The organism is Stenotrophomonas sp. TWI1409, from assembly GCF_039673015.1.
GTDB lineage: Bacteria > Pseudomonadota > Gammaproteobacteria > Xanthomonadales > Xanthomonadaceae > Stenotrophomonas > Stenotrophomonas maltophilia_A.
Genome location: NZ_JBDJKU010000057.1, coordinates 1 through 26286, shown reverse-complemented (window position 1 = coordinate 26286; position 26286 = coordinate 1). Strand labels below are relative to the sequence as shown.

The 26286-nt window shown below is 66.6% G+C and carries 23 protein-coding genes and 1 riboswitch; of the genes, 10 read left to right on the top strand and 13 right to left on the bottom strand.

The features are described 5' to 3' along the window. Nucleotides 1–247: 247 nt before the first annotated feature. Nucleotides 248–2212: a M2 family metallopeptidase gene (locus ABE423_RS16410; RefSeq protein WP_125895308.1), complete on the top strand. Its 1965-nt coding sequence runs from the start codon at nt 248–250 to the stop codon at nt 2210–2212. A gap of 295 nt (nt 2213–2507) precedes the next feature. Here ABE423_RS16410 and ABE423_RS16405 read toward each other — a convergent pair whose 3' ends face one another. From ABE423_RS16405 to ABE423_RS16395, 3 genes are all read right to left on the bottom strand, one after another. After that, the gene (locus ABE423_RS16405) at nt 2508–2900 is read right to left on the bottom strand and encodes a hypothetical protein (protein ID WP_008265644.1); all 393 of its coding nucleotides are present in this window, start codon (nt 2898–2900) and stop codon (nt 2508–2510) included. Nucleotides 2901–2983: 83 nt separating this feature from the next. Beyond that, nucleotides 2984–3880, bottom strand: a complete 897-nt coding sequence (locus ABE423_RS16400) for a siderophore-interacting protein (RefSeq protein ID WP_346486759.1) — start codon at nt 3878–3880, stop codon at nt 2984–2986. A 142-nt stretch (nt 3881–4022) separates the two neighbouring features. Beyond that, nucleotides 4023–5249, bottom strand: coding sequence for a multidrug effflux MFS transporter (locus tag ABE423_RS16395; protein WP_126928402.1), 1227 nt, complete (start codon nt 5247–5249; stop codon nt 4023–4025). A 299-nt stretch (nt 5250–5548) separates the two neighbouring features. Continuing rightward, nucleotides 5549–5651: riboswitch (glycine riboswitch) on the top strand. 62 nt (nt 5652–5713) lie between these two features. On the opposite strand from ABE423_RS16395, the gene gcvP reads away from it, so the two are divergent. Beyond that, entirely contained in the window at nt 5714–8581 is a 2868-nt protein-coding gene (gcvP, locus tag ABE423_RS16390; protein ID WP_125895311.1) for an aminomethyl-transferring glycine dehydrogenase, read from the top strand. A 92-nt stretch (nt 8582–8673) separates the two neighbouring features. Here the strand turns inward: gcvP and ABE423_RS16385 are convergent, their stop codons facing one another. The 3 genes from ABE423_RS16385 to ABE423_RS16375 form a co-directional block, all read right to left on the bottom strand. After that, entirely contained in the window at nt 8674–9084 is a 411-nt protein-coding gene (locus ABE423_RS16385) for a VOC family protein (RefSeq protein ID WP_005418291.1), read from the bottom strand. 103 nt (nt 9085–9187) lie between these two features. Continuing rightward, a complete protein-coding gene (locus ABE423_RS16380) occupies nt 9188–10555 on the bottom strand; it encodes an amino acid permease (RefSeq protein WP_125895312.1) in 1368 nt (455 codons plus the stop codon). An 81-nt stretch (nt 10556–10636) separates the two neighbouring features. Continuing rightward, complete coding sequence (locus tag ABE423_RS16375) at nt 10637–11359, bottom strand: AraC family transcriptional regulator (protein WP_032127825.1); 723 nt, start codon at nt 11357–11359, stop codon at nt 10637–10639. Between the two features lie 116 nt (nt 11360–11475). On the opposite strand from ABE423_RS16375, the gene ABE423_RS16370 reads away from it, so the two are divergent. Together ABE423_RS16370 and ABE423_RS16365 are read left to right on the top strand one after the other, a co-directional pair. After that, nucleotides 11476–13566: a catalase gene (locus tag ABE423_RS16370; protein ID WP_125895313.1), complete on the top strand. Its 2091-nt coding sequence runs from the start codon at nt 11476–11478 to the stop codon at nt 13564–13566. Nucleotides 13567–13588: 22 nt separating this feature from the next. Continuing rightward, nucleotides 13589–14062: a hypothetical protein gene (locus ABE423_RS16365; protein ID WP_197616335.1), complete on the top strand. Its 474-nt coding sequence runs from the start codon at nt 13589–13591 to the stop codon at nt 14060–14062. 9 nt (nt 14063–14071) lie between these two features. Here the strand turns inward: ABE423_RS16365 and ABE423_RS16360 are convergent, their stop codons facing one another. Beyond that, the gene (locus tag ABE423_RS16360; RefSeq protein WP_346486762.1) at nt 14072–14812 is read right to left on the bottom strand and encodes an alpha/beta hydrolase; all 741 of its coding nucleotides are present in this window, start codon (nt 14810–14812) and stop codon (nt 14072–14074) included. A gap of 140 nt (nt 14813–14952) precedes the next feature. Between ABE423_RS16360 and ABE423_RS16355 the strand changes: the two genes are divergently transcribed. Then, nucleotides 14953–15501 carry a hypothetical protein gene (locus tag ABE423_RS16355; RefSeq protein WP_125895315.1) on the top strand — a complete coding sequence of 183 codons (549 nt, stop codon included), beginning with the start codon at nt 14953–14955 and terminating at the stop codon, nt 15499–15501. Nucleotides 15502–15515: 14 nt separating this feature from the next. Then, entirely contained in the window at nt 15516–15806 is a 291-nt protein-coding gene (locus tag ABE423_RS16350; RefSeq protein ID WP_107432237.1) for a hypothetical protein, read from the top strand. Between the two features lie 86 nt (nt 15807–15892). On the opposite strand, the gene ABE423_RS16345 is transcribed toward ABE423_RS16350, so the two are convergent. Further along, nucleotides 15893–18019: a methyl-accepting chemotaxis protein gene (locus ABE423_RS16345; RefSeq protein ID WP_346486754.1), complete on the bottom strand. Its 2127-nt coding sequence runs from the start codon at nt 18017–18019 to the stop codon at nt 15893–15895. Nucleotides 18020–18254: 235 nt separating this feature from the next. On the opposite strand from ABE423_RS16345, the gene ABE423_RS16340 reads away from it, so the two are divergent. Further along, a complete protein-coding gene (locus ABE423_RS16340; RefSeq protein WP_125895317.1) occupies nt 18255–19217 on the top strand; it encodes a murein L,D-transpeptidase in 963 nt (320 codons plus the stop codon). Nucleotides 19218–19221: 4 nt separating this feature from the next. After that, a complete protein-coding gene (locus tag ABE423_RS16335; RefSeq protein WP_125895318.1) occupies nt 19222–19902 on the top strand; it encodes a M23 family metallopeptidase in 681 nt (226 codons plus the stop codon). Here ABE423_RS16335 and ABE423_RS16330 read toward each other — a convergent pair. The 5 genes from ABE423_RS16330 to hflK form a co-directional block, all read right to left on the bottom strand. Further along, nucleotides 19832–20494, bottom strand: a complete 663-nt coding sequence (locus tag ABE423_RS16330) for a hypothetical protein (RefSeq protein ID WP_125895319.1) — start codon at nt 20492–20494, stop codon at nt 19832–19834. The genes ABE423_RS16335 and ABE423_RS16330 overlap by 71 nt on opposite strands. A gap of 117 nt (nt 20495–20611) precedes the next feature. Continuing rightward, on the bottom strand, nt 20612–21904 hold the full coding sequence (locus tag ABE423_RS16325; protein WP_014038120.1) for an adenylosuccinate synthase: 1293 nt from the start codon (nt 21902–21904) through the stop codon (nt 20612–20614). A gap of 451 nt (nt 21905–22355) precedes the next feature. Beyond that, nucleotides 22356–22541 carry a DUF2065 family protein gene (locus tag ABE423_RS16320; RefSeq protein ID WP_005410640.1) on the bottom strand — a complete coding sequence of 62 codons (186 nt, stop codon included), beginning with the start codon at nt 22539–22541 and terminating at the stop codon, nt 22356–22358. 67 nt (nt 22542–22608) lie between these two features. Beyond that, nucleotides 22609–23472 (bottom strand): protease modulator HflC, encoded by an 864-nt coding sequence (locus ABE423_RS16315; protein ID WP_010482785.1) that lies wholly within the window; start codon nt 23470–23472, stop codon nt 22609–22611. Next, nucleotides 23469–24602 carry an FtsH protease activity modulator HflK gene (hflK, locus tag ABE423_RS16310; protein ID WP_049401370.1) on the bottom strand — a complete coding sequence of 378 codons (1134 nt, stop codon included), beginning with the start codon at nt 24600–24602 and terminating at the stop codon, nt 23469–23471. Before hflK ends, ABE423_RS16315 begins: the two co-directional genes overlap by 4 nt. Nucleotides 24603–24755: 153 nt before the next feature. On the opposite strand from hflK, the gene ABE423_RS16305 reads away from it, so the two are divergent. Together ABE423_RS16305 and pilH are read left to right on the top strand one after the other, a co-directional pair. Then, complete coding sequence (locus ABE423_RS16305) at nt 24756–25751, top strand: YhdH/YhfP family quinone oxidoreductase (RefSeq protein WP_346486750.1); 996 nt, start codon at nt 24756–24758, stop codon at nt 25749–25751. Between the two features lie 88 nt (nt 25752–25839). After that, nucleotides 25840–26211: a twitching motility response regulator PilH gene (gene pilH / locus ABE423_RS16300; RefSeq protein ID WP_293795362.1), complete on the top strand. Its 372-nt coding sequence runs from the start codon at nt 25840–25842 to the stop codon at nt 26209–26211. Nucleotides 26212–26286 lie beyond the last annotated feature (75 nt).

Genomic DNA, 26286 nt, shown 5'->3' with positions numbered 1-26286 from the left:
GTGTCGGAGTGCGGGGTGTCAGCCGCATGGATGCGGCTGCCAAGCCTACAGGGACGTACTTGCGGCGTCCCCGCACTCCGACACCGCCCCGCCAAACCACGGAATACCCGCTTCTGACGTTGACGTTGCTTGAAGGCTTCGGCAGGTGCAGGGCGCAGCCCTGCCGAACCCAACCGACTTCCGCCACTTGCGGTGGCGGCGACTGCCCACTAGCCTTCGGCCGTCGTTCACCACCCAAGGACCGCCCGTGAAACACCGTCATCTCCTGCTGGCCTCGGCAATCGCCGCCGCCACGCTGGCCCTGGCCGCCTGCAAGAAGGAAGCTGCCCCAGGCACCGATACCGCCAGCAGCAGCGCCCCGGCCGGCGAAACCGCCGACCAGTTCGTGGCCCGCATCAATGCCGAGTTCAAGGCCGCCTACCCGGAGATGACCTCGGCGCAGTGGCTGTCCTCCACCTACATCAACAGTGATTCGGAACGCATCGCGGCCAAGGCCAACGAGCGCTCGCTGACCCAGCTCAACAGCTGGATCGAACAGGCCGCCAAGTTCGATGGCAAGCCGATGAGCGAGGACAGCAAGCGCGCGATCCACCTGCTGAAGCTGATGTCCTCGATGCCGGCACCGCGTGACCCGGCCAAGCTGGCCGAGCTGACCCAGATCGCCACCCGCATGGAAGGCAGCTACGGTGCCGGCAAGTACTGCACCGATGCCAACGATCCCAACTCCTGCCGCCAGCTGGGCGAGCTGGAGCAGGTGCTGGCACGCAGCCGCGACTACGACAAGCAGCTCGACGCCTGGCAGGGCTGGCACAGCACCACCAAGAGCATGCGCGGCGACTACCAGAAATTTGTCGGTCTGGTGAACGAAGGTGCCAAGGGCATGGGCTTCACCGATGCCGGCCAGATGTGGCGCAGCGGCTACGACATGCCGCCGGAGCAGATCGGCCCGGAAACCGACCGCCTGTGGGAACAGGTCAAGCCGATGTACGAGCAGCTGCACTGCTACGCACGCGGCAAGCTGGACAAGACCTACGGCAAGGACAAGGCGGAAGTGGGCAATGGCCTGATCGCCGCACACCTGCTGGGCAACATGTGGCAGCAGGACTGGTCGAATCTGTGGGACCAGCTGGAGCCGTATCCGGGTGCCGGCAGCCTGGACATCACTGCAGCGCTTGAAAAGCAGTACCAGACCAACCTGAGCGCGGCGTTGGCCAAGGCCGGCAAGGATGCCAACGTAGCGGCGCAGTACAAGGCACAGCGCGAGGCCGAACTGCGTACCGCCAAGCAGATGACCGAGCGCGCCCAGGACTTCTACGTGTCGCTGGGCATGCCGTCGCTGCCGCAGTCGTATTGGGAAAAGACCCAGTTCATCAAGCCTGACGACCGCGACGTGGTCTGCCACGCCAGCGCCTGGGACATGAACATGGAAGGCGACGTGCGCACCAAGATGTGCATCAAGCCGAACGAAGAGAACTTCACCACCATCTACCACGAGCTGGGCCACATCTATTACGACCTGGCCTACAACCCGTTGCCGCCGCTGTTCCAGGGCGGTGCCAACGATGGTTTCCATGAAGCGATCGGCGACACCATCGTGCTGGCGATGACGCCCAAGTACCTCAGCTCGATCGGCCTGGTTGATGCGCCGACCGAGAGCCGCGAAGCGGTCATCAACAACCAGATGCGCATGGCGCTGTCGGGCGTGTCGTTCCTGCCGTTCGGGCTGATGATCGACCGCTGGCGCTGGGGCGTGTTCGATGGCTCGATCACCGCCGACAACTACAACAAGGCGTGGTGGGACCTGAAGGCCAAGTACCAGGGCGTGGCGCCGGCCAGCACCCGTGGCGAAGAGTTCTTCGATCCGGGCGCGAAGTACCACGTGCCGGGCAACACCCCGTACACCCGCTACTTCCTGGCGCGCATCCTGCAGTTCCAGTTCTACAAGGGCCTGTGCGACGCGTCCGGCTACAAGGGCCCGCTGCATGAGTGCACCTTCTACGGCAACAAGGAAGCCGGCCAGAAGTACTGGGCGATGCTGAGCAAGGGTGCCAGCCAGCCGTGGCAGGCCACACTGAAGGAACTGACCGGCACCGACAAGCTCGATGCCGGCCCGATGATCGAGTACTTCAGCCCGGTCAACGAATGGCTGAAGCAGCAGAACGAAGGCCAGATGTGCGGCTGGCAGGCCAACGCGGCCCCGGCGGCGAAATGAGAAAAGGGGCGGGTCCGCAAGGATCCGCCCCTTTCCGGTAGTGCCGGCCGCTGACCGGCGACTACGCGATGAAGACCCAACGGGCAGCCGGCCAGCGGCCGGCTCTACCGAAACAGCAATCAAACGAAGGCCAGATGTGCGGCTGGCAGGCCAACGCGGCCCCGGCGGCGAAATGAGAAAAGGGGCGGGTCCGCGAGGATCCGCCCCTTTCCGGTAGTGCCGGCCGCTGGCCGGCAACTGCACGGTGGACATCTGTCTGGCAGCCGGCCAGCGGCCGGCTCTACCGAAATGCCTGTCAGCTGTTCTTCTTCGCCGCCATCGCTGCAGCCAGCTCGGCCTTGAATTCCTCGAAGGTCTGGCCCTTCTCCTTCGCTTCGGCCTGTGCGGCATCGCGCAGCGCATCGGAGTACATCAGGCGCACCGGCGTGCCGTTGCGCTCGTGCAGTTCACCGGCCTGCATGATCAGCGCCAGCACCTGCGCAGCGCTCTCGCTGTGGCCAGCGATGCGGCCGTCCATGCCCAGCACCCATTCGCCGTCACGGCGCACGACACCGGCCAGCAGGGTGCGCTGCGCATCGCGCAGCTCGGCATGCGGTTCCACCGGCGATGCCTGCGCGGCGGCCTTGTTGGCGGCCTGCTTTTCCTGGCGACGGCGCTGGTCGCGGCGGGTCTTGGAGCTGGTGGACATGGTGCGGTACCGCTGCGAAGGGGGGCGCAAGGATAGCGCACCCCGCCCGCAGCGCTGCTTCACGCGTGCTCGATCCAGTATGGTCAGTCCAGCACCTTGCCGTGCCGCCAGTAGCCCATGAAGGTGATCGCGCGGCGGTCCAGCCCGCAATCGCGCACCAGGTGGCGGCGGATCGCCATCACCGCCCCCGCCTCGCCCGCCACCCAGGCGTACAGCGGCCCGGCCACGCAGGTGTCGGCCTGCTCCCAGAGGATCTGCGTATCGACGTCGATCTCCTCCAGCGCATCGCCAGCAGGCACGCTCGAGGTCGCTGACAGCCGTTCCTGGACCGCCTGCAGCAGCGGCTGGCCATAGGCGGCCTGCCCACGCGGCAACCACACCAGCTCGGCCGTGGCCGGCGCCTTCAGGGGAACCGCATCACCGGCCTGCGCCACTTCCAGCAGGGCCAGCGTGCGCGGCGGATCCACCATGGCCGCCAGTTCCTCGAGAATGCCGGCCACTGCCGGCAGCGCGGTCTCGTCAGCCACCAGCAGCACCTGGCCAACACCGGCCGGTGGCTTCCACTCCCAGCCTTCGCTGCTCTCGGCGCAGTCGGCGTCCGGGGCCAGCAGCACCACGCGATCGCCCGGCCGTGCATGCATGGCCCAGCGCGAAGCGGGTCCGGTCACCCCGTGGATGACGAAATCGACGTCGACCTCGCCCTGCTCCGCACGCAACTGGCGGATGGTGTAGGTGCGCATCGGCGGGCGCTGATCGTCCGGCAGGGCCCGATAGCGTGGGTACCAGTCGTCACCGCTGGGGACCTGCGGCACCTCCTGGCCGGGCAAGGGGAAGAACACCTTGATGCGCTGATCCGGGCCTTCGGTTTTCATCCGCGCCACGTCGGCACCGGTGAACACCATGCGGTCCAGGGAAGGGGAAAGAACGCGGCGCTCCTTCAGCGCCACCTCGAACAGGCGGTAGGTCTGCTGCGCAGCCATGGGGGAACCTCATGCAACGACATCGGATTGGCTGGCTGTCGTGCATCCACGCACCGGCTGGCTGGAATGCCCAGCCTAGTCCGGTTGTCCGCGGCTGCAAGGATGTGCCGGCATCCCCGTCCGCCCTACCCCTGCGCGCTGCTCAATGGCCCGTGCAGGCTGCCTGCGCCGCGCGCTCGCGCTGGTGTTCCCAGTACCAGAACACGAAGCCGGCGCCGAAGAACGCGGCCTGGCCCAGGGCCAGGTGCAGCGGGCTGGCGCTGAGCAGCGGCGACACCACGCCGGCCACCACGGTACTGATCATCAGCTGCACGAACGCCTGCAGCGACGAGGCCAGGCCGCGCTGGTGCGGGTACATGTCCAGCACCGCCAGCGCCAGGATCGGGAAGATCAGCGCCATGCCCATGCCGCCCAGGAAGATCGGCAGCACTGCCCACGGCAGCACGAACTGCGGCGACAGCGCCACGTAGCCGACGTTCAGCAGCACCGACAACGCGCACAGGCCGAACCCAATGGACACCTGGCGGGTGGGCGTAGTGTGCCCAGCCATGCGCCCGGACAGGAACGAGCCGGTGGTCATGCCACCGATGGTGGGAATGAACAGCCACGCAAAGCCGCCCTCGCCCAGGTGCAGGTGCTGCATCACGAACACCGGCGCCGAGGAGATGTACAGGAAGATGCCACCGAAACCGATGCTGCCGGCCAGCGCCAGGCGCAGGAAGCGCGGATTGAAGCCGATGCGTACGTAGTCACGCATCAACGTGCGCGGCGACAACGGCACGCGTGCTTCGACCGGATGGGTCTCCGGCAGGTAGCGCGCAGTGGCCGCCAGCAGGACCAGCCCGAACACCACCAGGAACCAGAAGATCAGCGGCCAGCCGGCGCCACTGAGCAGGATCCAGCCACCGATGATCGGTGCGATGGCCGGGGCGATGCCGAACAGCATCGACACCTGGCTCATCAGGCGCTGCGCGTCGTGGCCATGGTAGAGATCGCGGATCACCGCGCGGCCGACGATCATGCCGACACCCGCCGACAGGCCCTGCAGCGCGCGGAACGCCAGCAGCGTGGTCAGGTCGGTGGACAGCGCGCAGCCGACCGAGGCGCCGACGAACACCACCAGGCCACCGAGGATCACCCACTTGCGGCCCCAGGCATCGGACAGCGGACCGTGCGCCAGGCTCATCAGGCCGTAGAACAGCAGGTACACGCTGATGGTCTGCTGCACCGCCACCTCGTCCACCGCCAGGCGCTGGGCCAGCTGCGGGAACGCCGGGAAGATGGTGTCGATCGAGAACGGACCGAACATGGCCAGACCGGCGAGCAGCAGGGCCATGCGGCGGGTGGAGGGAGCAACAGCGGCGGTCATGGGGAAGGCGTCCGGCAGGGCCATGCGCGGCACGCACGGCGGGCGCCGGTCCCCTTCTGCAGGGACGGCGCCAGATGAATTCGGGTATCCACCCATCATAGGTGGGGATTGCGCCCGATGCCATGCAGAGGTGCACAAAACGCACGGCCGGGCCATCGGCCATTCAGGCGCGGCGGCCATGCCTGGAGGCGGCCGGCGGGCCCGCAACGGGCTATAATCAGCGGGCAACACGGTGGGAGAAGCGGAACACCGCTGCCGAAGGCGCAACGCCCGTAATCGCTCAGGCCCGATACCACCCGTAACAGAACTCTGGAGAGACCGGTTCGATCCGGCGCCGAAGGGGCACGAAGCTGCGGTCCGCCGCGCTTTTAAACTCTCAGGCAAAAGGACAGAGGGGCGCCCCGCAGACCGCCGACCGGCGGCTTGTGCCCGTGCGTGTGCCCTTTCCTGACGGATCCTTCGCCATGTCCCAGAACACCCCTTCCCTGCGTGAGCTCGAGCACCACAATGCGTTCGTCGAGCGCCACATCGGCCCCAACGACGCCGAGATCGCGCAGATGCTCGATGTCGTCGGCCACGCGTCGCTGGATGGCATGACCGATGCCATCGTACCGGCCAAGATCAAGTCGCCGGCGCCGCTGGCGCTGCCGGAGTCGATGACTGAAGTGCAGGCACTGGCGAAGATCCGTGCGATCGCCGACAAGAACACCGTGCTGCGCAGCTTCATCGGCCAGGGCTACTACGGTACCCACACGCCGAACGTGATCCTGCGCAACATCCTGGAAAACCCGGCCTGGTACACCGCCTACACCCCGTACCAGGCGGAAATCTCGCAGGGCCGCATGGAAGCGCTGATCAACTTCCAGACCCTGTGCGCCGACCTCACCGGCATGGAAATCGCCAACGCCTCGCTGCTGGACGAAGCCACTGCCGCCGCCGAAGCGATGACCCTGGCCAAGCGTTCGGCCAAGTCGAAGTCGGACACCTTCTTCGTGCACGACGCCGTGCACCCGCAGACGCTGGAACTGCTGCGCACCCGCGCCGAACCGATGGGCATCGTGCTGCGCGTGGGTACGCCGGCCGAAGCGCTGGAAGCGGAAGCCTTCGGCCTGCTGCTGCAGTATCCGGATACCTTCGGCCAGGTCGGCGACTACAAGGCGCTGGTCGATGCCGTGCACGCACGCGGCGGACTGGTGGCCGTGGCCACCGACCTGCTGGCCCTGACCCTGCTGGCCGCCCCGGGCGAATGGGGCGCGGACATCGTGGTCGGCAACAGCCAGCGTTTCGGCGTGCCGTTCGGCTTCGGTGGCCCGCACGCCGCCTTCATGGCCTGCCGTGACGCCTACAAGCGCTCGATGCCGGGCCGCCTGATCGGCGTCTCGATCGACGCGCAGGGCAACCCGGCCTACCGCCTGACCCTGCAGACCCGCGAGCAGCACATCCGCCGCGAGAAGGCCACGTCCAACATCTGCACCGCACAGGTGCTGCTGGCGGTGATGGCCTCGATGTACGCCGTTTACCACGGCCCGGACGGCCTGACCCGCATCGCCCGCCGCACCCATCGCCTGGCCTCGATCCTGGCCGCCGCGCTGCGCAACGCCGGCGTGCAGGTCGGTGGCGACTTCTTCGACACCCTGCATGTCACCGGCGTGCATGCCGATGAGATCCACGCCAAGGCACGCGCCGCCGGTTACAACCTGCGCGCGATCGACAGCGACTCGGTCGGCATCAGCCTGGACGAGACCACTACCCGCGCCGACATCGTCGCCGTGGCTGCCGTGTTCGGTGCCTCGCTGGACGTCGACGCACTGGATGCCAGCACTGCCGATGCGCTGCCGGCCGGCCTGCTGCGCCAGTCCGCGTTCCTGACCCACCCGGTGTTCAACACCCACCATAGCGAGCACGAGCTGCTGCGCTACCTGCGTTCGCTGGCCGACAAGGACCTGGCAATGGACCGCACGATGATCCCGCTGGGCTCGTGCACCATGAAGCTCAACGCCACCGCCGAGATGATTCCGGTGACCTGGCCGGAGTTCTCGCAGATCCACCCGCTGGTGCCGGCCGACCAGGCGCTGGGCTACAAGGAACTGATCGACACGCTGGAAGCGATGCTGGTGGAATGCACCGGTTACGACGCGGTCAGCCTGCAGCCGAACTCCGGCGCGCAGGGCGAGTACGCCGGCCTGCTGGCGATCCGCGCCTACCACCGCTCGCGCGGTGAGGAACATCGCGATATCTGCCTGATTCCGGACTCGGCGCACGGCACCAACCCGGCCTCGGCACAGATGTGCGGCATGAAGGTGGTGGTGACCAAAACCGATGCCAACGGCAACGTCGACGTCGAGGACATCCGCCTCAACGCCGAGAAGTACAGCGACCGCCTGGCCGCGATCATGATGACCTACCCGTCCACGCACGGCGTGTTCGAGGAAGAGGTGGTGGAGATCTGCGAGATCATCCACAAGCACGGCGGCCAGGTGTACACCGACGGTGCCAACATGAACGCCCTGGTCGGCGTGGCCAAGCCGGGCAAGTGGGGTTCGGATGTTTCGCACCTGAACCTGCACAAGACCTTCTGCATCCCGCACGGTGGTGGCGGCCCGGGCGTCGGCCCGTGCGCGGTCAAGGAGCACCTGGCGCCGTTCCTGCCAGGCAAGCTGGGTGACAACGGCCCGGTCGGCATGGTCAGCGCCGCCAGCTTCGGCAGCGCCTCGATCCTGCCGATCAGCTGGATGTACATCGCGATGATGGGCCGCGACGGCCTGCGCAAGGCCACCCAGGTCGCGCAGCTCAACGCCAACTACATCGCCAAGCGCCTGGCCCCGCACTTCAAGACCCTCTACACCGGCCGCAACGGCCTGGTGGCACACGAGTGCATCCTGGACGTACGCCCGCTGGAGAAGACCAGCGGCATCGGCGCCGAGGACGTGGCCAAGCGCCTGATCGACTTCGGCTTCCACGCCCCGACCCTGAGCTTCCCGGTGGCCGGCACGCTGATGGTCGAGCCGACCGAGAGCGAGTCGCTGCACGAGCTGGATCGCTTCATCGACGCGATGATCCAGATCCGCGAGGAGATCACCGCGATCGAAGACGGCCGCCTGGACCGCGAGGACAACCCGCTGAAGAACGCGCCGCATACCGCGACCGCCGTGACCGCCAGCGAATGGACCCACGCCTACCCGCGTGAACTGGCTGCGTTCCCGCTGGCCAGCCTGAAGCAGAGCAAGTACTGGCCGCCGGTGGCCCGTGTCGACAACGTGTACGGCGACAAGAACGTGATGTGCGCCTGCATCCCGGTCGATGCCTACAAGGACGATGAAGTCGAGGCGTGATTCCTCGCTGCATCGGTAAACAGAACGGCCCGCGCAAGCGGGCCGTTTTCATAAGCGCGTGTGGACCAAGGTCCACACCCACAAACATCCGATCACGGATCCGGCATCTGCCCCAGGCTCAACTGCCACGACACGCCGAAGCGGTCCTGCACCCAGCCGTAGCGGTTGCTGAAGTCATAGTCGCCTACCGGCATCAACCAATGGCCGCCCTCACCCAGCACGCGTGCGGCACGTTCGAACTGCTCGGCGCCGGAGCACTCCACGAACAGCGAGATCGACGGCGAGAATGTGAAATCGTGCACATCCAGGCTGTCAAAGCACAGGTAATGGGTGCCGCCGAGCAGGAAGATGGCCTGGCGCACCTGCCCGGGCACGCCGGCGCCGGCTCCCTCGGGGTGCCGTTGCAGGGCCAGCAGGCGGAAGTCGGCAAAGGCTTCGGCGTACAGGGCCAGGGCGGCCTCAGCCTGGCCGGTGAACATCAGGAAGGGGCGGCTGCGCAGCATGCGGTACTCCTGGTCGACGGGCCGCGGACGGCCCACACGATCAGGATGGCACGGCGGATGTGCAGCCCCCGTGGTAGTGCCGGCCGCTGGCCGGCAGCTTCAATCACGCCTCGCGCATGCGCCGTGCGATGGCGCTGCTGGTGGCGATCGTGGCGGTCAACGCCACCATCGACAGGAACTGCAGGCGGGTGTGCGACTCGCTCAGCAGCAGGCCGAAGATCAGTGCCAGGATCGCCAGCGCGCAGCAGGTCAGCCACGGGAAGCCGGCCATGCGGAACGGCAGGCGGGTACCCAGGCGATCCGCGCGGCGACGCAGCACCAGCTGCGACACCAGCGACAGCGTCCACACCAGCAGGCAGGTGGAACCGACGATGTTCAGCAGCACCGGCAGCACCCGGTCCGGGAACAGCAGTTCCATCACCGTGGCGGCAAAGCCGAACAGCACGCTGGCCAGCACGGCGATCACCGGCACCTGGCGCGGGTCGGTCCAGCCGAGCACCGCCGGTGCCTCGCGGCGCTGCGCCAGCGAATACATCATGCGCGAGGCGCCGTAGAGGTTGGCATTGAGTGCCGACAGCAGTGCGATCACCGCGATCAGGGTGATGGCCGTACCCGCGCCCGGGATGCGGGCGATATCCAGCACCGCAGCGAACGGCGACTTCAGCGCCTCGCTGGTCCACGGCACCACGGCGATGATCACGCTCAGCGAGCCGATGTAGAACACCAGGATGCGCCAGGCCACGGTGCGGATGGCACGGGCAATGCTGCGCTCGGGATCTTCGGTTTCGGCCGCAGCGACGGCTACGATCTCGGTGCCGCCAAAGGCAAAAACGACAACCAGCAGCGCCGTGCCGATGCCGGCCAGCCCCTTCGGCGCGAAGCCGCCATGCTCGGTGAAGTTGCTCAAGCCCGGCGAGGTGACCTGCGGCAGCCAGCCCATCAGCAGCGCCACACCGATGGCGATGAAGGCCAGGATCGCCACCACCTTGAGGATGGCGAACCAGAATTCGAACTCGCCGAAGTTCTTCACCCCGAGCAGATTGATCGCGGTGAAGAACAGCATGAAGGCCAGCGCCGCCATCGGTACCGGTATCGCCGGCCAGACCGTGGCAAGAAGCCCGGCCGCGCCTACCGCCTCGGCGGCGATCACGATCACCAGCTGCACCCACCACAGCCAGCCCACGGTGGCGCCGGCGGTGGCGCCCATGGCATCAGCGGCATAGACCGAGAACGCGCCACTGGTCGGCTTGGCCGCCGCCATCTCGCCCAGTGCGTTCATCACGATGATCACCAGCGCACCAGCGACCAGATACGACACCAGAACCGCCGGGCCGGCTGCCTGTACACCCACGCCCGAGCCGAGGAACAGGCCGGCGCCGATGGCGCTGCCCAGGCCCATCATGATCAGCTGGCGGGGCTTGAGCGAGTGCCCGAGGCGGGACGGCGAAGCGGTCGGAATCGAGTTGGGCATCGGCAGGGCTGGCGGCGGCTACAGGGGCGACACCTTACCCTGTCCCGTGCCCACGGGGATAGGCACAGCGCAGCAGGCGGCTCAGGCCAGCGCCGGCTCGCCGACGTTGCCACCAATACGGGCCCGGTAGGCGCGCGGCGAGAAACCGGTTTCAGCCTTGAACTTGCGGGTAAAGGCGCTCTGGTCGCTGAAACCGCAGGCCTGGCCGATGCAGGCGATGCTGTCGTCACCGTGCAGCAGGTGCATGGCCATCTGGATCCGCAGCCGGGTCAGCACCTGCTGCGGGGTCATCTGGAACACCTTGCGGAAGCTGCGCTCCAGCTTGGACAGCGAGAAGCCGGTGATGTCCAGCAGGGTCTGCATGCGCACGTTCTCGGCGTAGTGCGCATTGAGGTGGGCCAGGGCCAGCCGCAGCTGCTCGTATTGGGTGCCCAGGCTGTCCTTCTGGCCAAGGTCGCGGGATATGCCGATCAGGCCCTCGATGGCCCCATCGACCACCAGCGGGCGCTTGCAGGTCAGGCACCAGCCCGGTTCGCGGTTGGCGAACAGGTGCAGCTCCATCAGGTTCTCGATCACCTCACCGGACAGCACGCGGGCGTCCTGGTCGACGTAGTCCGCACTGAGGCCGGTCGGGTAGATCTCGGCCGCGGTACGCCCGATCACGTCCTTGCGCGCGCGCAGACCCAGCCGCCGCAGCATGGTCTGGTTGACGTGGGTGTAACGCCCCTGAAGGTCCTTGATGAAGAACAGCACATCCGGGATGGCGTCGAACAGGGCTTCGATGTCGGCGGGCTCGACTCGCATGGGGCAAGCATACCCGAGCCTGCTTTTGCCTGTACGTTCACCTTTGCCGGACCTCGGTTTAACGGGCTCGGTTCCAGTGTCGTGGTTCTCTTTCAGATCCTCCGGAGCCAACGTCAATGGCCGCCAGCAAGCCGACCGGCAAGCGCGCAACCACCCACGCTGAAAACCAACACCGGGGCAACGGTGATGAACTGCACCAGCAGGCCGGGGGCAGCCATCCGGTGATGACCACCGATCAGGGCATCCCGGTGGCGGACAACCAGAACTCCCTGCGGCAGGGAGCTCGGGGGCCCACGCTGCTGGAGGACTTCATCCTGCGCGAGAAGATCACCCACTTCGATCACGAACGCATTCCCGAGCGCATCGTGCACGCACGTGGCAGCGCAGCACATGGCTACTTCGAACTGACCCGATCGCTGAAAGCGCATACCCGCGCGCGCGTCCTGACCGAGGTAGGCGTGAAGACACCCGTGTTCACCCGCTTCTCGACGGTAGCCGGTGGCGCAGGCTCGGTGGACACCCCGCGCGACGTGCGCGGCTTCGCGGTCAAGTTCTATACCAAGGAGGGCAACTGGGACTTGGTCGGCAACAACATCCCGGTGTTCTTCATCCAGGACGCCATGAAATTCCCGGACCTGGTGCACGCGGTGAAGATGGAACCGGACCGTGCCTTCCCGCAGGCGGCCACGGCCCACGACACCTTCTGGGATTTCATCTCGCTCATGCCCGAGTCGATGCACATGATCATGTGGGCAATGAGCGACCGTGCCATTCCGCGTTCGCTGCGAATGATCGAAGGCTTCGGCGTGCACAGCTTCCGCCTGCTGAACGAGGCAGGTGAGTCGACCTTCGTCAAGTTCCACTGGCGGCCGAAGCTGGGCATCCAGTCAACGGTCTGGGACGAAGCGCTGAAGCTGCAGTCGGCCGACAATGACTTCCATCGCCGTGACCTGTTCGAGGCCATCCAGCGCGGTGACTTCCCGGAATGGGAGCTGGCAGTGCAGCTGTTTACGGAAGAAGAGGCCGACGCATTCCCGTTCGATCATCTGGACCCGACCAAGATCATTCCCGAATCACTGGTGCCGTTGCAGGTCATCGGCCGCATGGTGCTGGACCGCTGGCCGGACAACTTCTTCGCCGAGACCGAGCAGGTGGCGTTCTGCCCGGCCAACGTGCCGCCCGGCATTGACTTCAGCAACGACCCGCTGCTGCAGGGGCGCCTGTTCTCCTATCTGGACACCCAGCTGCTGCGCCTGGGCGGCCCCAACTTCCACCAGATCCCGGTGAATGCTCCGAAGTGCCCGTTTTCCAATCATCAGCGCGACGGGCACATGCAGATGCAGGTGCCCAAGGGCCGGGTGGCCTACGATCCCAGCTCGCTGCAGGAAGACACACCGCGCGAGGCCTCAAGCGGATTCCGCAGTCACGCCAGCACGGACGATGGCCGCAAGGGCCGCATCCGCGCGGAGAGCTTTGCCGACCACTACAGCCAGGCCCGCATGTTCTTCCGTAGCCTTGAAAAGCCGGAACAGGCCCATCTGGCATCGGCGCTGGTGTTCGAGTTGTCCAAGGTGGAAACGCTGAAGGTGCGGGTGCGTACCCTCAGCCACCTGCGCAATATCGACGACTCACTGGCACAGCGCGTGGCCGACGGGTTGGCGTTGCCTGCACTGCCCGACCCCGCGCCGACTGCCACCCCGGTGCGGGACATGCCCCCCGCTCCCGAGGTGCGAGTGATCGGGCGCAACAAGCCTACCCTGCAGGGTCGCTGCATCGGCATCCTGTTCGATGAAGGCTCCGACGCTCGCATCATTGCCAGCCTGAGCAAAGCAGCCAGGAAAGCAGGTGCAGACGTGAAGCTGGTCGCCCCCAAAGTGGGTGGCGCCACGCTCAGCGATGGCGCCTTGCAGGCGGCGGATGGGCAGCTGGCGGGCACCCCCTCGGCCGTGTTCGATGCGGTGGCCGCAGTGCTCAGCCCGGAGGCCGCGAAGGCTTTGTCGAAAGAGAGTGCAGCCATCGAATTCGTCAGCCAGGCGTGGGCGCACCTGAAGGCCATTGCCAGCGATGCCGGCGGCCATGCGCTGCTGAAGGCAGCAAGGGTCGGCAACGATGCCGGCATCGTCGAAGCGGAAGATGCCAAGGCCTTCCTGGCGGTCGCCGCCACCCGCCAATGGGCGCGTGAACCCAAGCTGCGCCTGCTGGCCTGACTACAACGACAGGAGAACCGTCATGCCCCGTGGTGACAAATCCGCATATACCGACAAACAGAAGCGCCAGGCCGAGCACATCGAGGAAAGCGAGCGCGAGCGCGGTGCCGGCGAAGGCACGGCCGAGCGTATTGCCTGGGCTACCGTGAACAAGCAGGATGGCGGCGGCAAGCGTAGCGGCAGCGCACGCAAGGGTACGAAGAAGGCGACCCGCAAGACCGCTGCCAAGAAGGCGCCTGCCAGGAAGTCCGCTACAAAGAAGGCCACACCCAAGACGGCAGCGAAGAAGGCACCTGCGAAGAAGGCGGCGGCTAAGAAGGCACCGGCTCGCAAGACAGCCACAAAGAAGACGACAAAGAAGACGGTGGCCAAGAAGGCCAGCACTCCCGCCTCGCGTAGTGCTGCCGCGAAGAAGGCAGCGAAGACCCGTGCGGCAAAGAAGACCGTGCGCAGGGTGGCAGCGAAGAAGGCAGCACGTACCCGCGCGCGCGGCTGAGCCCTTCGATCAGGGCGACAGCGTCCTCATCCACGCGGCAACTTCGGCTGCAGCTGCGTCGGCGCGCGCCTGGAGTAGCAGATGCGGCCCTTCCAGCGAAACATGACGAGCATCCGGCAAAAGGGCCTGCAGCTCTGCCACGCTGGGCGGCCACAGCAGGCGGTCATGGCACGCGTGCAGGCACAGCGTCGGCACTTCGATTGCCGACAGCAATGCGCGTACGTCGACCCGCAGGGTCGCTGCGGCGCGTTGCCGCAACGTGATCGCCGGAATCTGGACCAACGCATCGCGCAGCATCGACATGTGCTCGCGGGTGCGCCACCGCCCCAGCAGCAGGCGCGCCAGCAACGCCACGGGAGGCAGAGGCCAAGCCGGCGACAGCAGGGCTGCGCTGGCTGCCGGCAATGGCACCGGCCGACGCGCAAAGGTCGAGGCAAGCACCAGTCCGCGCAGCCCGGTAGGGTGTCGCGTGGCCAGTTCAACTGCCAACGGGCCCGAGAAGGACTCGGCAAGCAGGATGAAGGGATGGCCGGGCAGCTGCGACCACAGCCGTTGGGCTAGCGTGGCGTGATCCTGCCCTCCCTGCGCAGGTAGCGTAGTCGCCTGCGTCGTCAGCCCATGAGCCTGAAGTGCTGACAGAAACGGGGTGGACAGGCTGCCGGAGCCATCCAGGCCGGGCAGCATCAGCACGTGCTGCGGCGCAGCCGATGCTGAATCACAGCCCGGCTTTTCCTCGCTCCCGATTCCCATGTCACCTCCTTTGCTGACAAGCATCACCCACATCGGCATGCAACGGAACCTCTGCTCCGGCTCTCCGGCTGCTTTGCCGGTCAAGGTTGAGCAATACTGCCCGCTCTGCCGCGGAACGCGGCTGCCAAGGAGAGCCGTTGGTGCGATGGACCTACGCGCTGGCCATGATGGCCATGATGGCCATGATGCTGCCACTGAACAGCTCCGCCAGCGATGGTTGGATAAACGGGGACGGCAAGGCGATGCCGGAGACCGGTGCTATGAAATCCAGCGGTGGCTTTGCTGCATCGCTGCTGGTTACCTCCGATGCCGACTGGCAGGCCAAGTGGGAAACCCCACCGGAGACCACTCCCGGTTTTACCGAGGCCAACGAAGTCCACCTGGGCGGTGAATTGTTCTTGCTGACATTCCTGTCCAACCCGCAACTGGACGAGAACCGCGTACCCAAGGTGCACTGCGATCTGCGCATGCTACGTCCGGACGGCAGTACCAGTATCGACGAACCCGATGTTCCCTGTTTCACCACTGCCCTGCCCGGCCCGCCAACCCTGTTGTACATGGCCAACCTGCACCTGAAGTTCGTCGCCGAGGCCAGTGATCCGAAAGGCACATGGACTGCGCAGGTGGTGGTCAGGGATCTGCTGCGGAATGTGAGCCTGCCTCTGCAGGCTCGCTTCGACGTCCGTTGAACGGAGGCATGCGAATGAAGATGCGGCGATTACTGAGCTGGACCGGTCTTGCGCTTTGCGTGGTCTACCTGCTGTTGACCGCATGGCTGGTTCACGGCGCGCAGTCGGACGCGGACCCGAAGGGCACCTATATCCTGATGGCGCTCCCCATCACCCTACAGTCCGCCGCACTCGATGCCATCGGCGCAGGCAGCCTGCTGTACGGCAAACCCTGGTCGACCGCGTATGCAGTGCTGCTTCCGCCAACACTGCTGTTGCTGTACGCAGCCGGCTGGCTGATCGAACGCGCCGCGCGCGGGCGCTAGCCAGCGGCACGGACCGGTTGCGCGCATCGACGCCCTGCACGCGGGAGCGCATGCAGGGCGCCATCCAACATCCAGTCGCAGGTTGCTTACGCCGCCTGCGCAGGCATGATGGGCATGCGCGCGCCCTGCTCCACCTTGAACACCGAAACTGACGTGGTCAGCGCATGCGCCTGTTCTTCCAGCGCGCGGCTCGCCGCGGTGGCTTCTTCCACCAGCGCAGCGTTCTGCTGGGTCACCTGGTCCATCTGCACCACCACCTGGTTGACCTGCTCGATACCGGCGGCCTGTTCCTTGCTTGCCGCTGCGATGTCGCTCATCAGCTGGGTGGTGCGCGAACTTGCCTGGGCTACGCGGGCGATCGCGGCTTCCGATTCAACGGTCACTGCCAGGCCGCTCTTCACCTTGGCAGCGGCATCTTCGATCAGTTCCTTGATCTCCTTGGCGGCGACACCGGCACGCTGCGCGAGCGTCCGCACTTCACTGGCGACCACGGCGAATCCACGCCCCTGCTCACCTGCACGCGCCGCTTCCACCGCAGCATTCAGCGCCAGGATGTTGGTCTGGAACGCGATGCCATCGATCACCGTCGAAATTTCCGAGATGCGTGCCGAGGACTGGTCGATCTCACCCATGACCGAGGCCATCTGTGCCATCGCCTGCTCGGTCTCGCGCACGGCGGCACCGGCCGCATGCGCTTCACTGTCGGCCTGACGCGCCAGCTCGGCGTTCTGGCGCACGGTGGAGGTCAGTTCCTCCATCGATGCGGCCGCTTCTTCCAGATTGGCTGCCTGCTGCTCGGTACGGCGCGACAGGTCGTTGTTGCCGGCGGCCAGTTCCTGCGCCGCGTTGTTGATGCTGTCGGCAGCCACCTGGATGCCATGCACGATGCCGGTCAGCTGTGCGGTGGTGGTGTTGGCATCGTCGCGCATGCGTGCGAACACGCCGTCGTACTCGCCGTCCATGCGTGCGGTCAGGTCGCCGTGCGAGATCGCGCGCAGCACGTCGGAGACATCGGCGATGCTGGCCTGTGAACTGGCCATCATGCCGTTGAGATGTTCGACCATCGCCTTGAACTGGTACTGGAACGCAGCGGCATCACCACGCATGCTGAAATCACCGGCGCGTGCGGCGCGGGCCAATTCATCGATCTGCGCGTTGATCGCCATCAGGCTCTGCTTCACCGCGGCCAGGGTACGGGTCAGCGTGCCCTTCTCGCCCGGGTAGTCGGGCAGGTCACGGCTGAGGTCGCCGATGGCGTAGCGCTGCATCACCTCGGCCATCAGCAGTTCCACCTGCACGTGCGATTCGACCAAGCTGTTGGTGGCCTGCACCATGCGACCGAAGTCACCGGGGAACGCCGTGACGTCCATGCGATAGCGGATCGCGCCCGCCTCATGCTGCTCAGCCATCTGCAGCTGTGCGCCGATCGCCGCCTGCACGCTCTGCCGCACGCTGGCCATCGCCTCGCCCAGCTGGGTCAGTTCGTCACGGCCGCCAAGGCGGAACTCCTGGTCCAATTGTCCCTTGGACAGGCGCTCGGCCAGGTTCACCGCGCGGGCCAGCGGACCGGTCAGGCTGCGGCCGATCATCACCGAGGCACCGATGCCCACCAGCAGCGCGACGCCGCCCAGCACCAGCAGCTGCAGCAGGCTGCGCTCACCCAGGCGGATCGCCTCGGCGGCTGCCTCACGGCTTTCCTTCTCTTCGAAGTCCACGCCATCGGACAGCGCCTTGTTCCAGCCATTGGCCGCTTCCTGCACCGGGCCCAGGGTCAGCGCCACGGCGCCCGGGTAGTCGCCATGCTCCATCAGTTCGCTGGTCTGCTTGTTGAGTGGACGCGCAATGGCACGCTTGGCGGCGATGGTTTCCGCGATGGCCTTGCCGTCGGCGTCGCTGGGCAGCGCCTGGTAGGCGGTCCAGCTGGCCTCGTAGCGCTTGACCAGGTCGGCAATGCGCTTCTCGTCGCTGCCACGGTCTTCGCCCTGGCGAATCAGCATTTCGCGGCGCACGACCATCATCTGGTTGTTGGCATCGAGCATCTGCGACAGCAGCCGCACCTTGGCCACGCTGACGTCGACCACCTGCTGCATCGCGCGCTTCTGCACGACACTGGCGGTGGCGCCGGTGGCCACCACGGCGGCAACCAGCAGCAGCAACAGGCCAAAGCCCAGCCCAAGACGCCAGGCAACCCTGACGTTCCTCAAGTAGTTCATGGGGGTATCCAAAACGGGGGGATGCGCCCTTATCGGCGGCCCGGCAGGCAATCTTGATCGCCGTCCGTCGACGGCGTCGGCCACCGTTCACCTTGGTGAGCCCCCTGCGCAGCAGCACCTGCGCGCTGGACACGGCTGCAATACCCATGGCTGCTCATGCGGGCATCAGATCCCTTTCACGGTGGCTCGGCGGCTGCTGCGGGCAAGGTGGTGGCGTGACCTGCTGGAGATCCCAATGCCCTTGCCCGTGTCCCGATCCACCCTGCTCGCTCTCTCGCTGCTGGCGTCGCCAGCCTTCGCGCAGGCGCCGCCGCCCCACTTGCCCGCACCCATTGCCGAAACGGCCGGACCGGACACCGCACCCCACTCCGCGCTGCACGCCCAGGTGCTGCTGGATCGCGCGAGCTTCTCCCCTGGCCAGATCGATGGCGAAGTGGGCAGCAACCAGCGACGCGCGGTGTCGGGTTTCCAGGCAGCGCATGGGCTGGACGTAACGGGTGAACTGGACGACGCCACCTGGAAGGCCCTGCAGGCCGATACCGTTGGGCCGCTGGCCAGCTACACGCTGACTGCTGAGGATGTTGCCGGTCCGTTCCAGGCCACTCCGAAAGGGCCCGCCGCCCAGGCCAAGCTCACATCGCTGGGCTACGGCAGTGTGGAAGAAGCCCTCGGCGAGCGCTTCCATGCCTCCCCTGAGCTGATGAAAGTGCTCAATCCCGGCGTGGACCTGACCAAGGCTGGCAGCCGCATCCAGGTACCCAACATCGCACTGGCCGCATTGCCGAAGGCGGCGAAGATCGTGGTCGACAAATCCGACTCCACGCTGCAGCTGCTGGATGCGCAGGGCAAGGTGATCGCACAGGTCCCGGTGTCGTCGGGCAGCCAGCACGACCCGTTACCGATCGGCGAATGGAAGATCCTGGGCGTTTACCGCGACCCGCCGTTCCACTACAACCCGAAACTGTTCTGGGATGCCCGCAAGGGCGAAAAGAAGGCCACCCTGCCACCGGGTCCGAACAATCCGGTCGGGCGGGTCTGGATCGATCTGTCCAAGCCGCATTACGGCCTGCATGGCACGCCCGAACCCGGCCATGTGGGCAAGACCGAATCGCATGGCTGCGTGCGCATGACCAACTGGGATGCGCAGCGCGTGGCCGATGCCGTGGATACCTCGGTACCCGTGGTGATGCAGGAGTGAGCCGATGCGCCTTTCGCAACTGATCGTGCTGGGCGTTCTGCTGGGGCTGGGTGCAGGCTGGTGGCTGCACCGCGATGCGGGTGATCCGGTACCCGCCCCGCTGCCGCAAGCGCAATCGGCACTGGCAGCGGCGCCGGCGAAGGAATCTGTAGCGACACCCGCAACAGCCCCACCCGCCAACACCGCGCCGTCGGCCGCGCAGACTGCGGATGCACCATCCGGTCTGCTGCTGCCGGTGCAGGGTATCCATGCGTCCCAGCTGCGCGATACGTTCACCGATGCCCGCAGCGAAGGACGCGTACACGATGCGATCGACATCATGGCCGATACCGGTACGCCGGTCCTGGCGGTGGCCGATGGAACGGTGGAAAAACTGTTCGACAGCGAGCGCGGCGGCTTGACGATTTACCAGTTCGAGCCCAGCGGGCGCTGGTGCTACTACTACGCGCATCTGCAGCGCTACGCCGATGGCCTGGCGGAAAAACAGGTGATCAAACGCGGGGATGTGATCGGTTACGTGGGCAGCACAGGCAATGCCAGTGCCGACGCGCCGCACCTGCATTTCGAAGTACACATGCTCGGACCGGAAAAACAGTGGTGGAAGGGAGAGTCGATCAACCCCTATCCCCTGCTGAAGTCGGCGGCACTGACGCCCGGCGCTGCCAGCGCCTCAACACCAGAGTAAAGACAGCCAACGCAGCCCCTGGAATCAGCAGGAACAGCGCCGCCATCTTCCAGAAGAAGAACGGCCACAGCCAGATGTAATCCAGGTCGGTCAGCTTCAGCAGGTCCAGCGGTGGCTGCAGCTCGATGTCTGCCGCGTGCCCGGCCAGCGCCGGGTCCACCTCCAGCACGGTGACCCGTAGCCATGAGCGGCCGCGTGGCAATGCGTCGCCGCGGCCATAGCCAAAGTAGAACGCCGTAAGGCCGCTGGACTCAACCGAAGCCAGCGCGCGATTGATGCCCTGCCCGGCCACTCCCGAACGCTCCCCTGCGCGGAAGTCTCTCTGATCGGTCGGAGTTTCGATGTGCAGCAGCACCTCGGGGTCAGCCTCTGTACCGTCCGCGGCATAGCGCAGGCGCAACCGCAGTTGGTCATCGATAAGGCGGTAGACGGTGATCTGGGCGGTTGCGCCAGGACTCAGCACCAGCGGCACCGTCTGCGTGCGCGACGCCAGGGCATTGGCGGCCGCACCCAGCAGCAGTACCAGGCAGGCGATGCCCCACAGGCTCCACATCACCCACAGGGTGATCCGCACCACCGTTACGCCCTTCACGCTGACATCCGGGTCATCACGTCATTTCCCTGCTGGCCGTGCCGACACAGTAACGAAAAAGCCCCGCTTTCGCGGGGCTCTTACTGTCACCTACGCCGGGCAGCGCCCGGCGCTACCTCAGGCGAACGGATCCTGCAGGACCATGGTGTGGTCGCGGTCCGGGCCGGTGGAGACGATGCTGATCGGGCAACCGGCCAGCTCTTCCAGCGAACGCAGGTAGGCACGTGCGGCCGGCGGCAGGTCGTCCCAGTTGGTGATGCCGTGGGTGTTCTCGCTCCAGCCCGGGAACTCCAGGTACACCGGGGTGCAGTCTTCCCAGCCCTGCGCGTCCAGCGGCGCGTACTCGGTGCGCTTGCCGTTGTATTCGTACGCGATGCAGACCTTCAGCTTTTCCATGCCATCCAGCACGTCCAGCTTGGTGATGCACAGGCCGCTGATGCCGTTGATGGCCACGGCGCGCTTCAGCGCGACGATGTCCATCCAGCCGCAGCGACGCGGACGGCCGGTCGAGGCACCGTACTCGGCGCCGCGGTCACGGATGCCCTGGCCGACTTCGTCGTCCAGTTCGGTCGGGAACGGGCCGCCGCCGACGCGGGTGGCGTAGGCCTTGGCGATGCCCAGCACGTAGTCGATCGAATCGGCGCCGACGCCGGAACCGGCCAGTGCACCACCGACGGTGGTGTTGGAGCTGGTGACGTACGGGTAGGTGCCGTGGTCGATGTCCAGCAGCGCACCCTGCGCGCCTTCGAACAGCACGCGCTTACCCTGCTTGCGCAGGTCGTGCAGGATGCCGGCCACGTCGGACTTCATCGGCTGCACGTATTCGCCGAAGGCCAGCGCTTCGTCGAAGGTCTTCTGGAAATCGACCGCATCGGTGTTCAGATACTTGGTCAGCACGAAGTTGTGGTAATCCAGCGCGGTGCGCAGCAGTTCTTCCAGCTGCTTCGGGTAATGCAGGTCGGCGATGCGGATGCCGCGACGCGCCACCTTGTCTTCGTAGGCCGGGCCGATGCCACGGCCGGTGGTGCCGATCGCCTTGCCGCCGGCAGCGCGCTCGCGCGCCTGGTCCAGGGCGATGTGGTACGGCATGATCAGCGGCGCGGCCGGGGAGATCTTCAGGCGCGAACGCACTTCCACGCCGGAGGCTTCCAGCTCGGCGATTTCCTTCTGCAGCGCGGCCGGCGAGATCACCACGCCGTTGCCGATCAGGCACAGCGCATCGTCACGCAGGATGCCCGACGGGATCAGGTGCAGGACGGTCTTCTTACCGTTGATGACCAGGGTGTGGCCGGCGTTGTGGCCGCCCTGGAAGCGCACGACGGCGCCGATTTCCTCAGTGAGCAGATCGACGATCTTGCCCTTGCCTTCATCGCCCCACTGGGCACCCAACACTACGACAGACTGACCCATGACGGGCTCCTCATATGTTGCGGCCATCGGGGCCGCGGACGGTTGAACCGTGGCGGGGCTGGCCAGCACCTGGAGGGCGGCTCCAAACGGGGAGCAGCCGGCGATGGAAGGCCCAGACACGGAAAAAGCCGAACGGGGAGGCCCGTCCGGCTTTTGTGCATTATCCGGGTTTCCGGGGTCGGGTGCCACCTTTCCGACGGACGGCTTCACCGGCCGGTCAGCCGCCCCGCCCGGTCGTGCCGGCCGTTGGCCGGCAATGCCAACCAAGGTTGGCATCTGCCAGAGCCGGACCACGCATGTGCCGGTCGGTCAGGCGCCTCCCGGTAGTGCCGGCCGCTGGCCGGCAATGCCAACCAAGGTTGGCATCTACCAGAGCCGGGCCACGCATGTGAACGCAGGCGGCCGCTGGTGGGCAATCCCAGGTTGCCGGCCAGCGGCCGGCACTACCCTTTCAATGCCGCGCCCACCACAGCAGGCTCAGGCCGGCCAGCAGCACCAGCCCGCCAAAGCTGCGCAGGGCTGGGCTGGGCAGGTCCAGCAGGCGCTCGGCCATGCGCTTCCAGGCGAACGGGGCGACGAACAGGAACAGGCCTTCCAGCACCGCCACCAGGCAGACGGCGGCGAACAGATCTTTCATGGGGGACTCCGGAAAAAGCACGGGGCCCGGCATCTGGCCGGGCCCCGTGGGGTACTGCCCTGCGACCTCAGCGGTCGTTCTTCAGGTACTGCAGGAACGGGTCGTTCTTGTCGAGCACGATCACGCCGTTGCCGTCGGTCATGGAGCCACGGTAGGCCTCCAGGCTGCGGTAGAACGCATAGAACGACGGGTCGGCCGAGCCGGCCTTGCCGTAGATGCGCGCCGCATCGGCGTCGCCTTCACCGCGCAGGCGCTGTGCATCACGCTCGGCCTCAGCGATCAGCACGGTGCTGTCACGGTCGGCCTGGGCGCGGATGGTCAGCGACTGCTCCTCGCCCTCCGCACGCAGCTTGGCCGCTTCCTGCTTGCGCTGGGCGCGCATGCGCTCGTACACGTCATTGATCACCTGGCTGTCGGTGGGCAGGTCCACCTGCTTGATGCGCAGGTCGATCATCTGCATGCCGAGGCCCGCCACCGCTTCGTTGATCCCCTTCAGCTGCTCGGCGATCAGCTCGCTGCGGTCGCCGGAGACCAGCTGCTGCAGGGTGCGCGAGTTGATCTGGTTGCGCAGCGAGTCGGTGATGATCGGTGCCAGGCGGGCGTTGGCGATGCGCGGATCGCCACCGGTGGCACGGAAGTAGTCACCCACGTTGGAGATGTAGCCGATGGCGAAGAAGTCGACGCTGACGTCCTTCTGCTCGGCGGTGAAGTAACGCGCCGGGGCGGTGTCGAGCACCTGGAAGCGGCGGTCGAAGACCTTCACCGTTTCCACCACCGGCACCTTGAAGTGCAGGCCCGGCTTGATGTCCGAACGCACCACCTTGCCCAGGTTCAGGACCATGGCGGTCTGGTCCTCACGGACCACGTACACCGAGCCGAGCAGGCCCAGCACCACCGCCACGATCACGGCGATCCAGATAGGACTCTTCATCGGCTGCCCTCCTCACGGCCGCTCGGTCGCCCGGTCGGGCGGCCCACCGGCCGGCCCGGATCACGGGAAGCTTCCGCCGCTGCACCCGGCAGCGACGGCATCACCACCTCCGGATTGGTCACTCCCGGCGGCGCCGAGGTGGTGGGACGGGTATCGCCGGTCATCGGCACGTAGATCAGCTGGCGGCCATCGCCACCGATCACCTTGCGGTTCTCGCTCAGCACCTGCTGCACGGTCTCCAGCCACAGGCGCTTGCGGGTTACTTCCGGGGCGTCCTTGTACTGGGCCTGCAACAGGCTGAAGCGCTGCGCGTCACCCTCGGCCTTGGACACCACGGCCTGCTTGTAGCCTTCGGCGGTGGTACGGGCGCGCGAGGCCTGGCCTCGGGCTTCCGGCACGACCTTGGCGGCGTAGGCCTGGGCTTCGTTGATCAGGCGTTCCTTGACCTGCTGCGCACCGTTGACCTCGTCGAAGGCCGGCTTCACTTCTTCCGGCGGACGGGCGTCCTGCAGGGTCAGGCCGGTCACGGTCAGGCCGGTCTTGAACGCCTTCAGCAGTGCCTGCAGGCGCTCCTCGGCGGCCACGGCCAGCGGGCCACGGTTGTTCAGTACCGCGTTGAGGTCGGCACGGCCGACTTCCTCGCGCACCGCGCTCTGCGCCGACTGCTCCAGCACCTGGTTGGCATCGACCGTGCCGAACAGGTACTGCTGCGGGTCGTCGATGCGGTACTGGACGTTCAGCGAGACGTTGACGATGTTCTCGTCGCGGGTCAGCACCGGCACCTGGATCGAGAAGGTCTTGATCTCGGTGGCATTGACCTTGGTGACCGATTCGATCGGCCACGGCAGCTTGAAGTTCGGGCCGGGCTGCAGGATGCGCGAGAACTGGCCGAAGCGCAGCACCACGCCACGCTGCTGTTCGCCGATCAGCTGGAAGCTGGAGAACAGCACCAGCAACACGACAGCCGCCACCACCCAACGCATGATGCCACCGTCGAACAGGTCCTTCAGCGGCCCGGGCAGTCCGCCCCAGCCACCACCATTGCCACCGCCGCGCGACCCGAAGGGCCCGCGTCGATTGTCCTCGGGGCCTTGTCCGCCCTTGTTGCCGCCGGGTGTATTCCAGGCCATGCACGCTCCATCAAGATTTGGGCTGCGGCGCGGGCCCTTCCCGCACCACCAGCCGTGAAACCATCACCGATCATACAAGATGGGGCGGATCGGCAGGATCGAAAGGGGGGCAACGGGGTAAGGTGGCGTTTTCCTCGAAGTCAGGCAACGCCGATGGCCCCCACCACCCCGTTCACCGCCTTCCGCATCGAAAACGACGCCGCCGGCTACCGCAGCGGCCTGGCCCAGCTCAATGTCGACGACCTCAACCCCGGCCAGGTACTGATCCGCGCCCACTGGTCTTCGGTCAACTACAAGGACGCGCTGGCGGGCACCGGCAAGGGCAGGATCCTGCGCCGCTTCCCGCTGGTCGGCGGAATCGATGTGGCCGGCACCGTGGTGGCATCCACCGACCCGGCCTGGCGTGAAGGCGATGCGGTACTGGCCACCGGCTGCGGCCTCAGCGAAACCCGCGACGGCGGCTACAGCCAGTATGTGCGGCTGGAATCGAGCGCGGTGATCGCGCTGCCGGCCGGGCTGAGTGCCCGCGAGGCAATGGTGCTGGGCACCGCCGGCTTCACGGCGGCGCTGGCGCTGCTGCGCCTGCAGGACAACCGGCAGACCCCGGAGCTCGGCCCGCTGGCGGTCACCGGCGCCAGCGGCGGTGTGGGCGCGCTGGCGCTGTCCATCTTCAGCCGTGCCGGCTACACGGTGCACGCGGTCAGTGGCAAGCCGGAGCAGTCCGACTTCCTGCACGGCATCGGTGCCGCCGAGGTGCTGCCACGCTCGGCGTTGGCCGATACCGGCCCACTGCAGTCGGCCCGCTTCGGCGGGGGCCTCGACAATGCCGGAGGCGACATGCTTGCCAGCCTGCTGGCACAGACGGTGCCCTACGGCAGCGTGGTCAGTGCCGGCCTGGCAGCCAGCCCGACGCTGGACATGACGGTGATGCCGTTCATCCTGCGCGGCGTGTCACTGCTGGGCGTGTCCTCGGCCAATGCACCGCGCGGGCTGCGCGAAGAAGTGTGGTCGCGGCTGGGCAGTGACTGGAAGCCGCAGCAGCTGGACCGCATCTGCACCGCCGAAGTCGGCCTCGATGGCCTTCCTGCCGTGTTCGAACGGATGCTGGCGGGCGGTTCGCTGGGCCGCACCGTGGTGCGGATCGACTGAACGTCGCAGGCAGGCGACGGACGGCAGATGCGCCCCTCCCGCCAGTAATGGGCCCGCACTACACTGCGGGCATTACATGGGGAACAACATGGCACGCATTCTGATCGTCGACGACTCACCGTCGCAGCTGTTGGGGATACAGCGCATCGTCGAGAAGCTCGGGCACCAGATCCTGACCGCCACCGATGGCGCCGCCGGGGTCGAAACCGCCAAGACCGAGCTGCCCGACCTGGTCCTGATGGACGTGGTGATGCCCAACCTCAATGGCTTCCAGGCCACCCGCACCCTCGCCCGCGACGAGGCGACCCGGCATATCCCGGTGATCCTGGTGACCACCAAGGACCAGGACACCGACCGCATGTGGGGCATGCGCCAGGGCGCCAAGGCCTACATCACCAAGCCGTTCTCGGAAGACGAACTGTCCGAGGTGCTGGAACGGGTGTTCGCCGGCCAGGGCTGAGACACGCGCGGTAGTGGGGGGGGGGGGGGGGGGCCCCCCCCCCACCCCCCCCCCCACCCAAAAAAAACAAGACCA

Bases quoted from the DNA above. Each gene is read 5' to 3' on its own strand.
- pilH (WP_293795362.1), top strand. From the start codon at position 25,840: ATGGCACGCATTCTGATCGTCGACGACTCACCGTCGCAGCTGTTGGGG.
- ABE423_RS16365 (WP_197616335.1), top strand. From the start codon at position 13,589: ATGCCCCGTGGTGACAAATCCGCATATACCGACAAACAGAAGCGCCAG.
- ABE423_RS16305 (WP_346486750.1), top strand. From the start codon at position 24,756: ATGGCCCCCACCACCCCGTTCACCGCCTTCCGCATCGAAAACGACGCC.
- ABE423_RS16320 (WP_005410640.1), bottom strand. From the start codon at position 22,541: ATGAAAGATCTGTTCGCCGCCGTCTGCCTGGTGGCGGTGCTGGAAGGC.
- ABE423_RS16400 (WP_346486759.1), bottom strand. From the start codon at position 3,880: ATGGCTGCGCAGCAGACCTACCGCCTGTTCGAGGTGGCGCTGAAGGAG.
- gcvP (WP_125895311.1), top strand. From the start codon at position 5,714: ATGTCCCAGAACACCCCTTCCCTGCGTGAGCTCGAGCACCACAATGCG.
- ABE423_RS16345 (WP_346486754.1), bottom strand. From the start codon at position 18,019: ATGAACTACTTGAGGAACGTCAGGGTTGCCTGGCGTCTTGGGCTGGGC.
- ABE423_RS16335 (WP_125895318.1), top strand. From the start codon at position 19,222: ATGCGCCTTTCGCAACTGATCGTGCTGGGCGTTCTGCTGGGGCTGGGT.
- ABE423_RS16385 (WP_005418291.1), bottom strand. From the start codon at position 9,084: ATGCTGCGCAGCCGCCCCTTCCTGATGTTCACCGGCCAGGCTGAGGCC.
- hflK (WP_049401370.1), bottom strand. From the start codon at position 24,602: ATGGCCTGGAATACACCCGGCGGCAACAAGGGCGGACAAGGCCCCGAG.
- ABE423_RS16375 (WP_032127825.1), bottom strand. From the start codon at position 11,359: ATGCGAGTCGAGCCCGCCGACATCGAAGCCCTGTTCGACGCCATCCCG.
- ABE423_RS16340 (WP_125895317.1), top strand. From the start codon at position 18,255: ATGCCCTTGCCCGTGTCCCGATCCACCCTGCTCGCTCTCTCGCTGCTG.
- ABE423_RS16360 (WP_346486762.1), bottom strand. From the start codon at position 14,812: ATGGGAATCGGGAGCGAGGAAAAGCCGGGCTGTGATTCAGCATCGGCT.
- ABE423_RS16325 (WP_014038120.1), bottom strand. From the start codon at position 21,904: ATGGGTCAGTCTGTCGTAGTGTTGGGTGCCCAGTGGGGCGATGAAGGC.
- ABE423_RS16395 (WP_126928402.1), bottom strand. From the start codon at position 5,249: ATGACCGCCGCTGTTGCTCCCTCCACCCGCCGCATGGCCCTGCTGCTC.
- ABE423_RS16370 (WP_125895313.1), top strand. From the start codon at position 11,476: ATGGCCGCCAGCAAGCCGACCGGCAAGCGCGCAACCACCCACGCTGAA.
- ABE423_RS16405 (WP_008265644.1), bottom strand. From the start codon at position 2,900: ATGTCCACCAGCTCCAAGACCCGCCGCGACCAGCGCCGTCGCCAGGAA.
- ABE423_RS16350 (WP_107432237.1), top strand. From the start codon at position 15,516: ATGAAGATGCGGCGATTACTGAGCTGGACCGGTCTTGCGCTTTGCGTG.
- ABE423_RS16380 (WP_125895312.1), bottom strand. From the start codon at position 10,555: ATGCCCAACTCGATTCCGACCGCTTCGCCGTCCCGCCTCGGGCACTCG.
- ABE423_RS16315 (WP_010482785.1), bottom strand. From the start codon at position 23,472: ATGAAGAGTCCTATCTGGATCGCCGTGATCGTGGCGGTGGTGCTGGGC.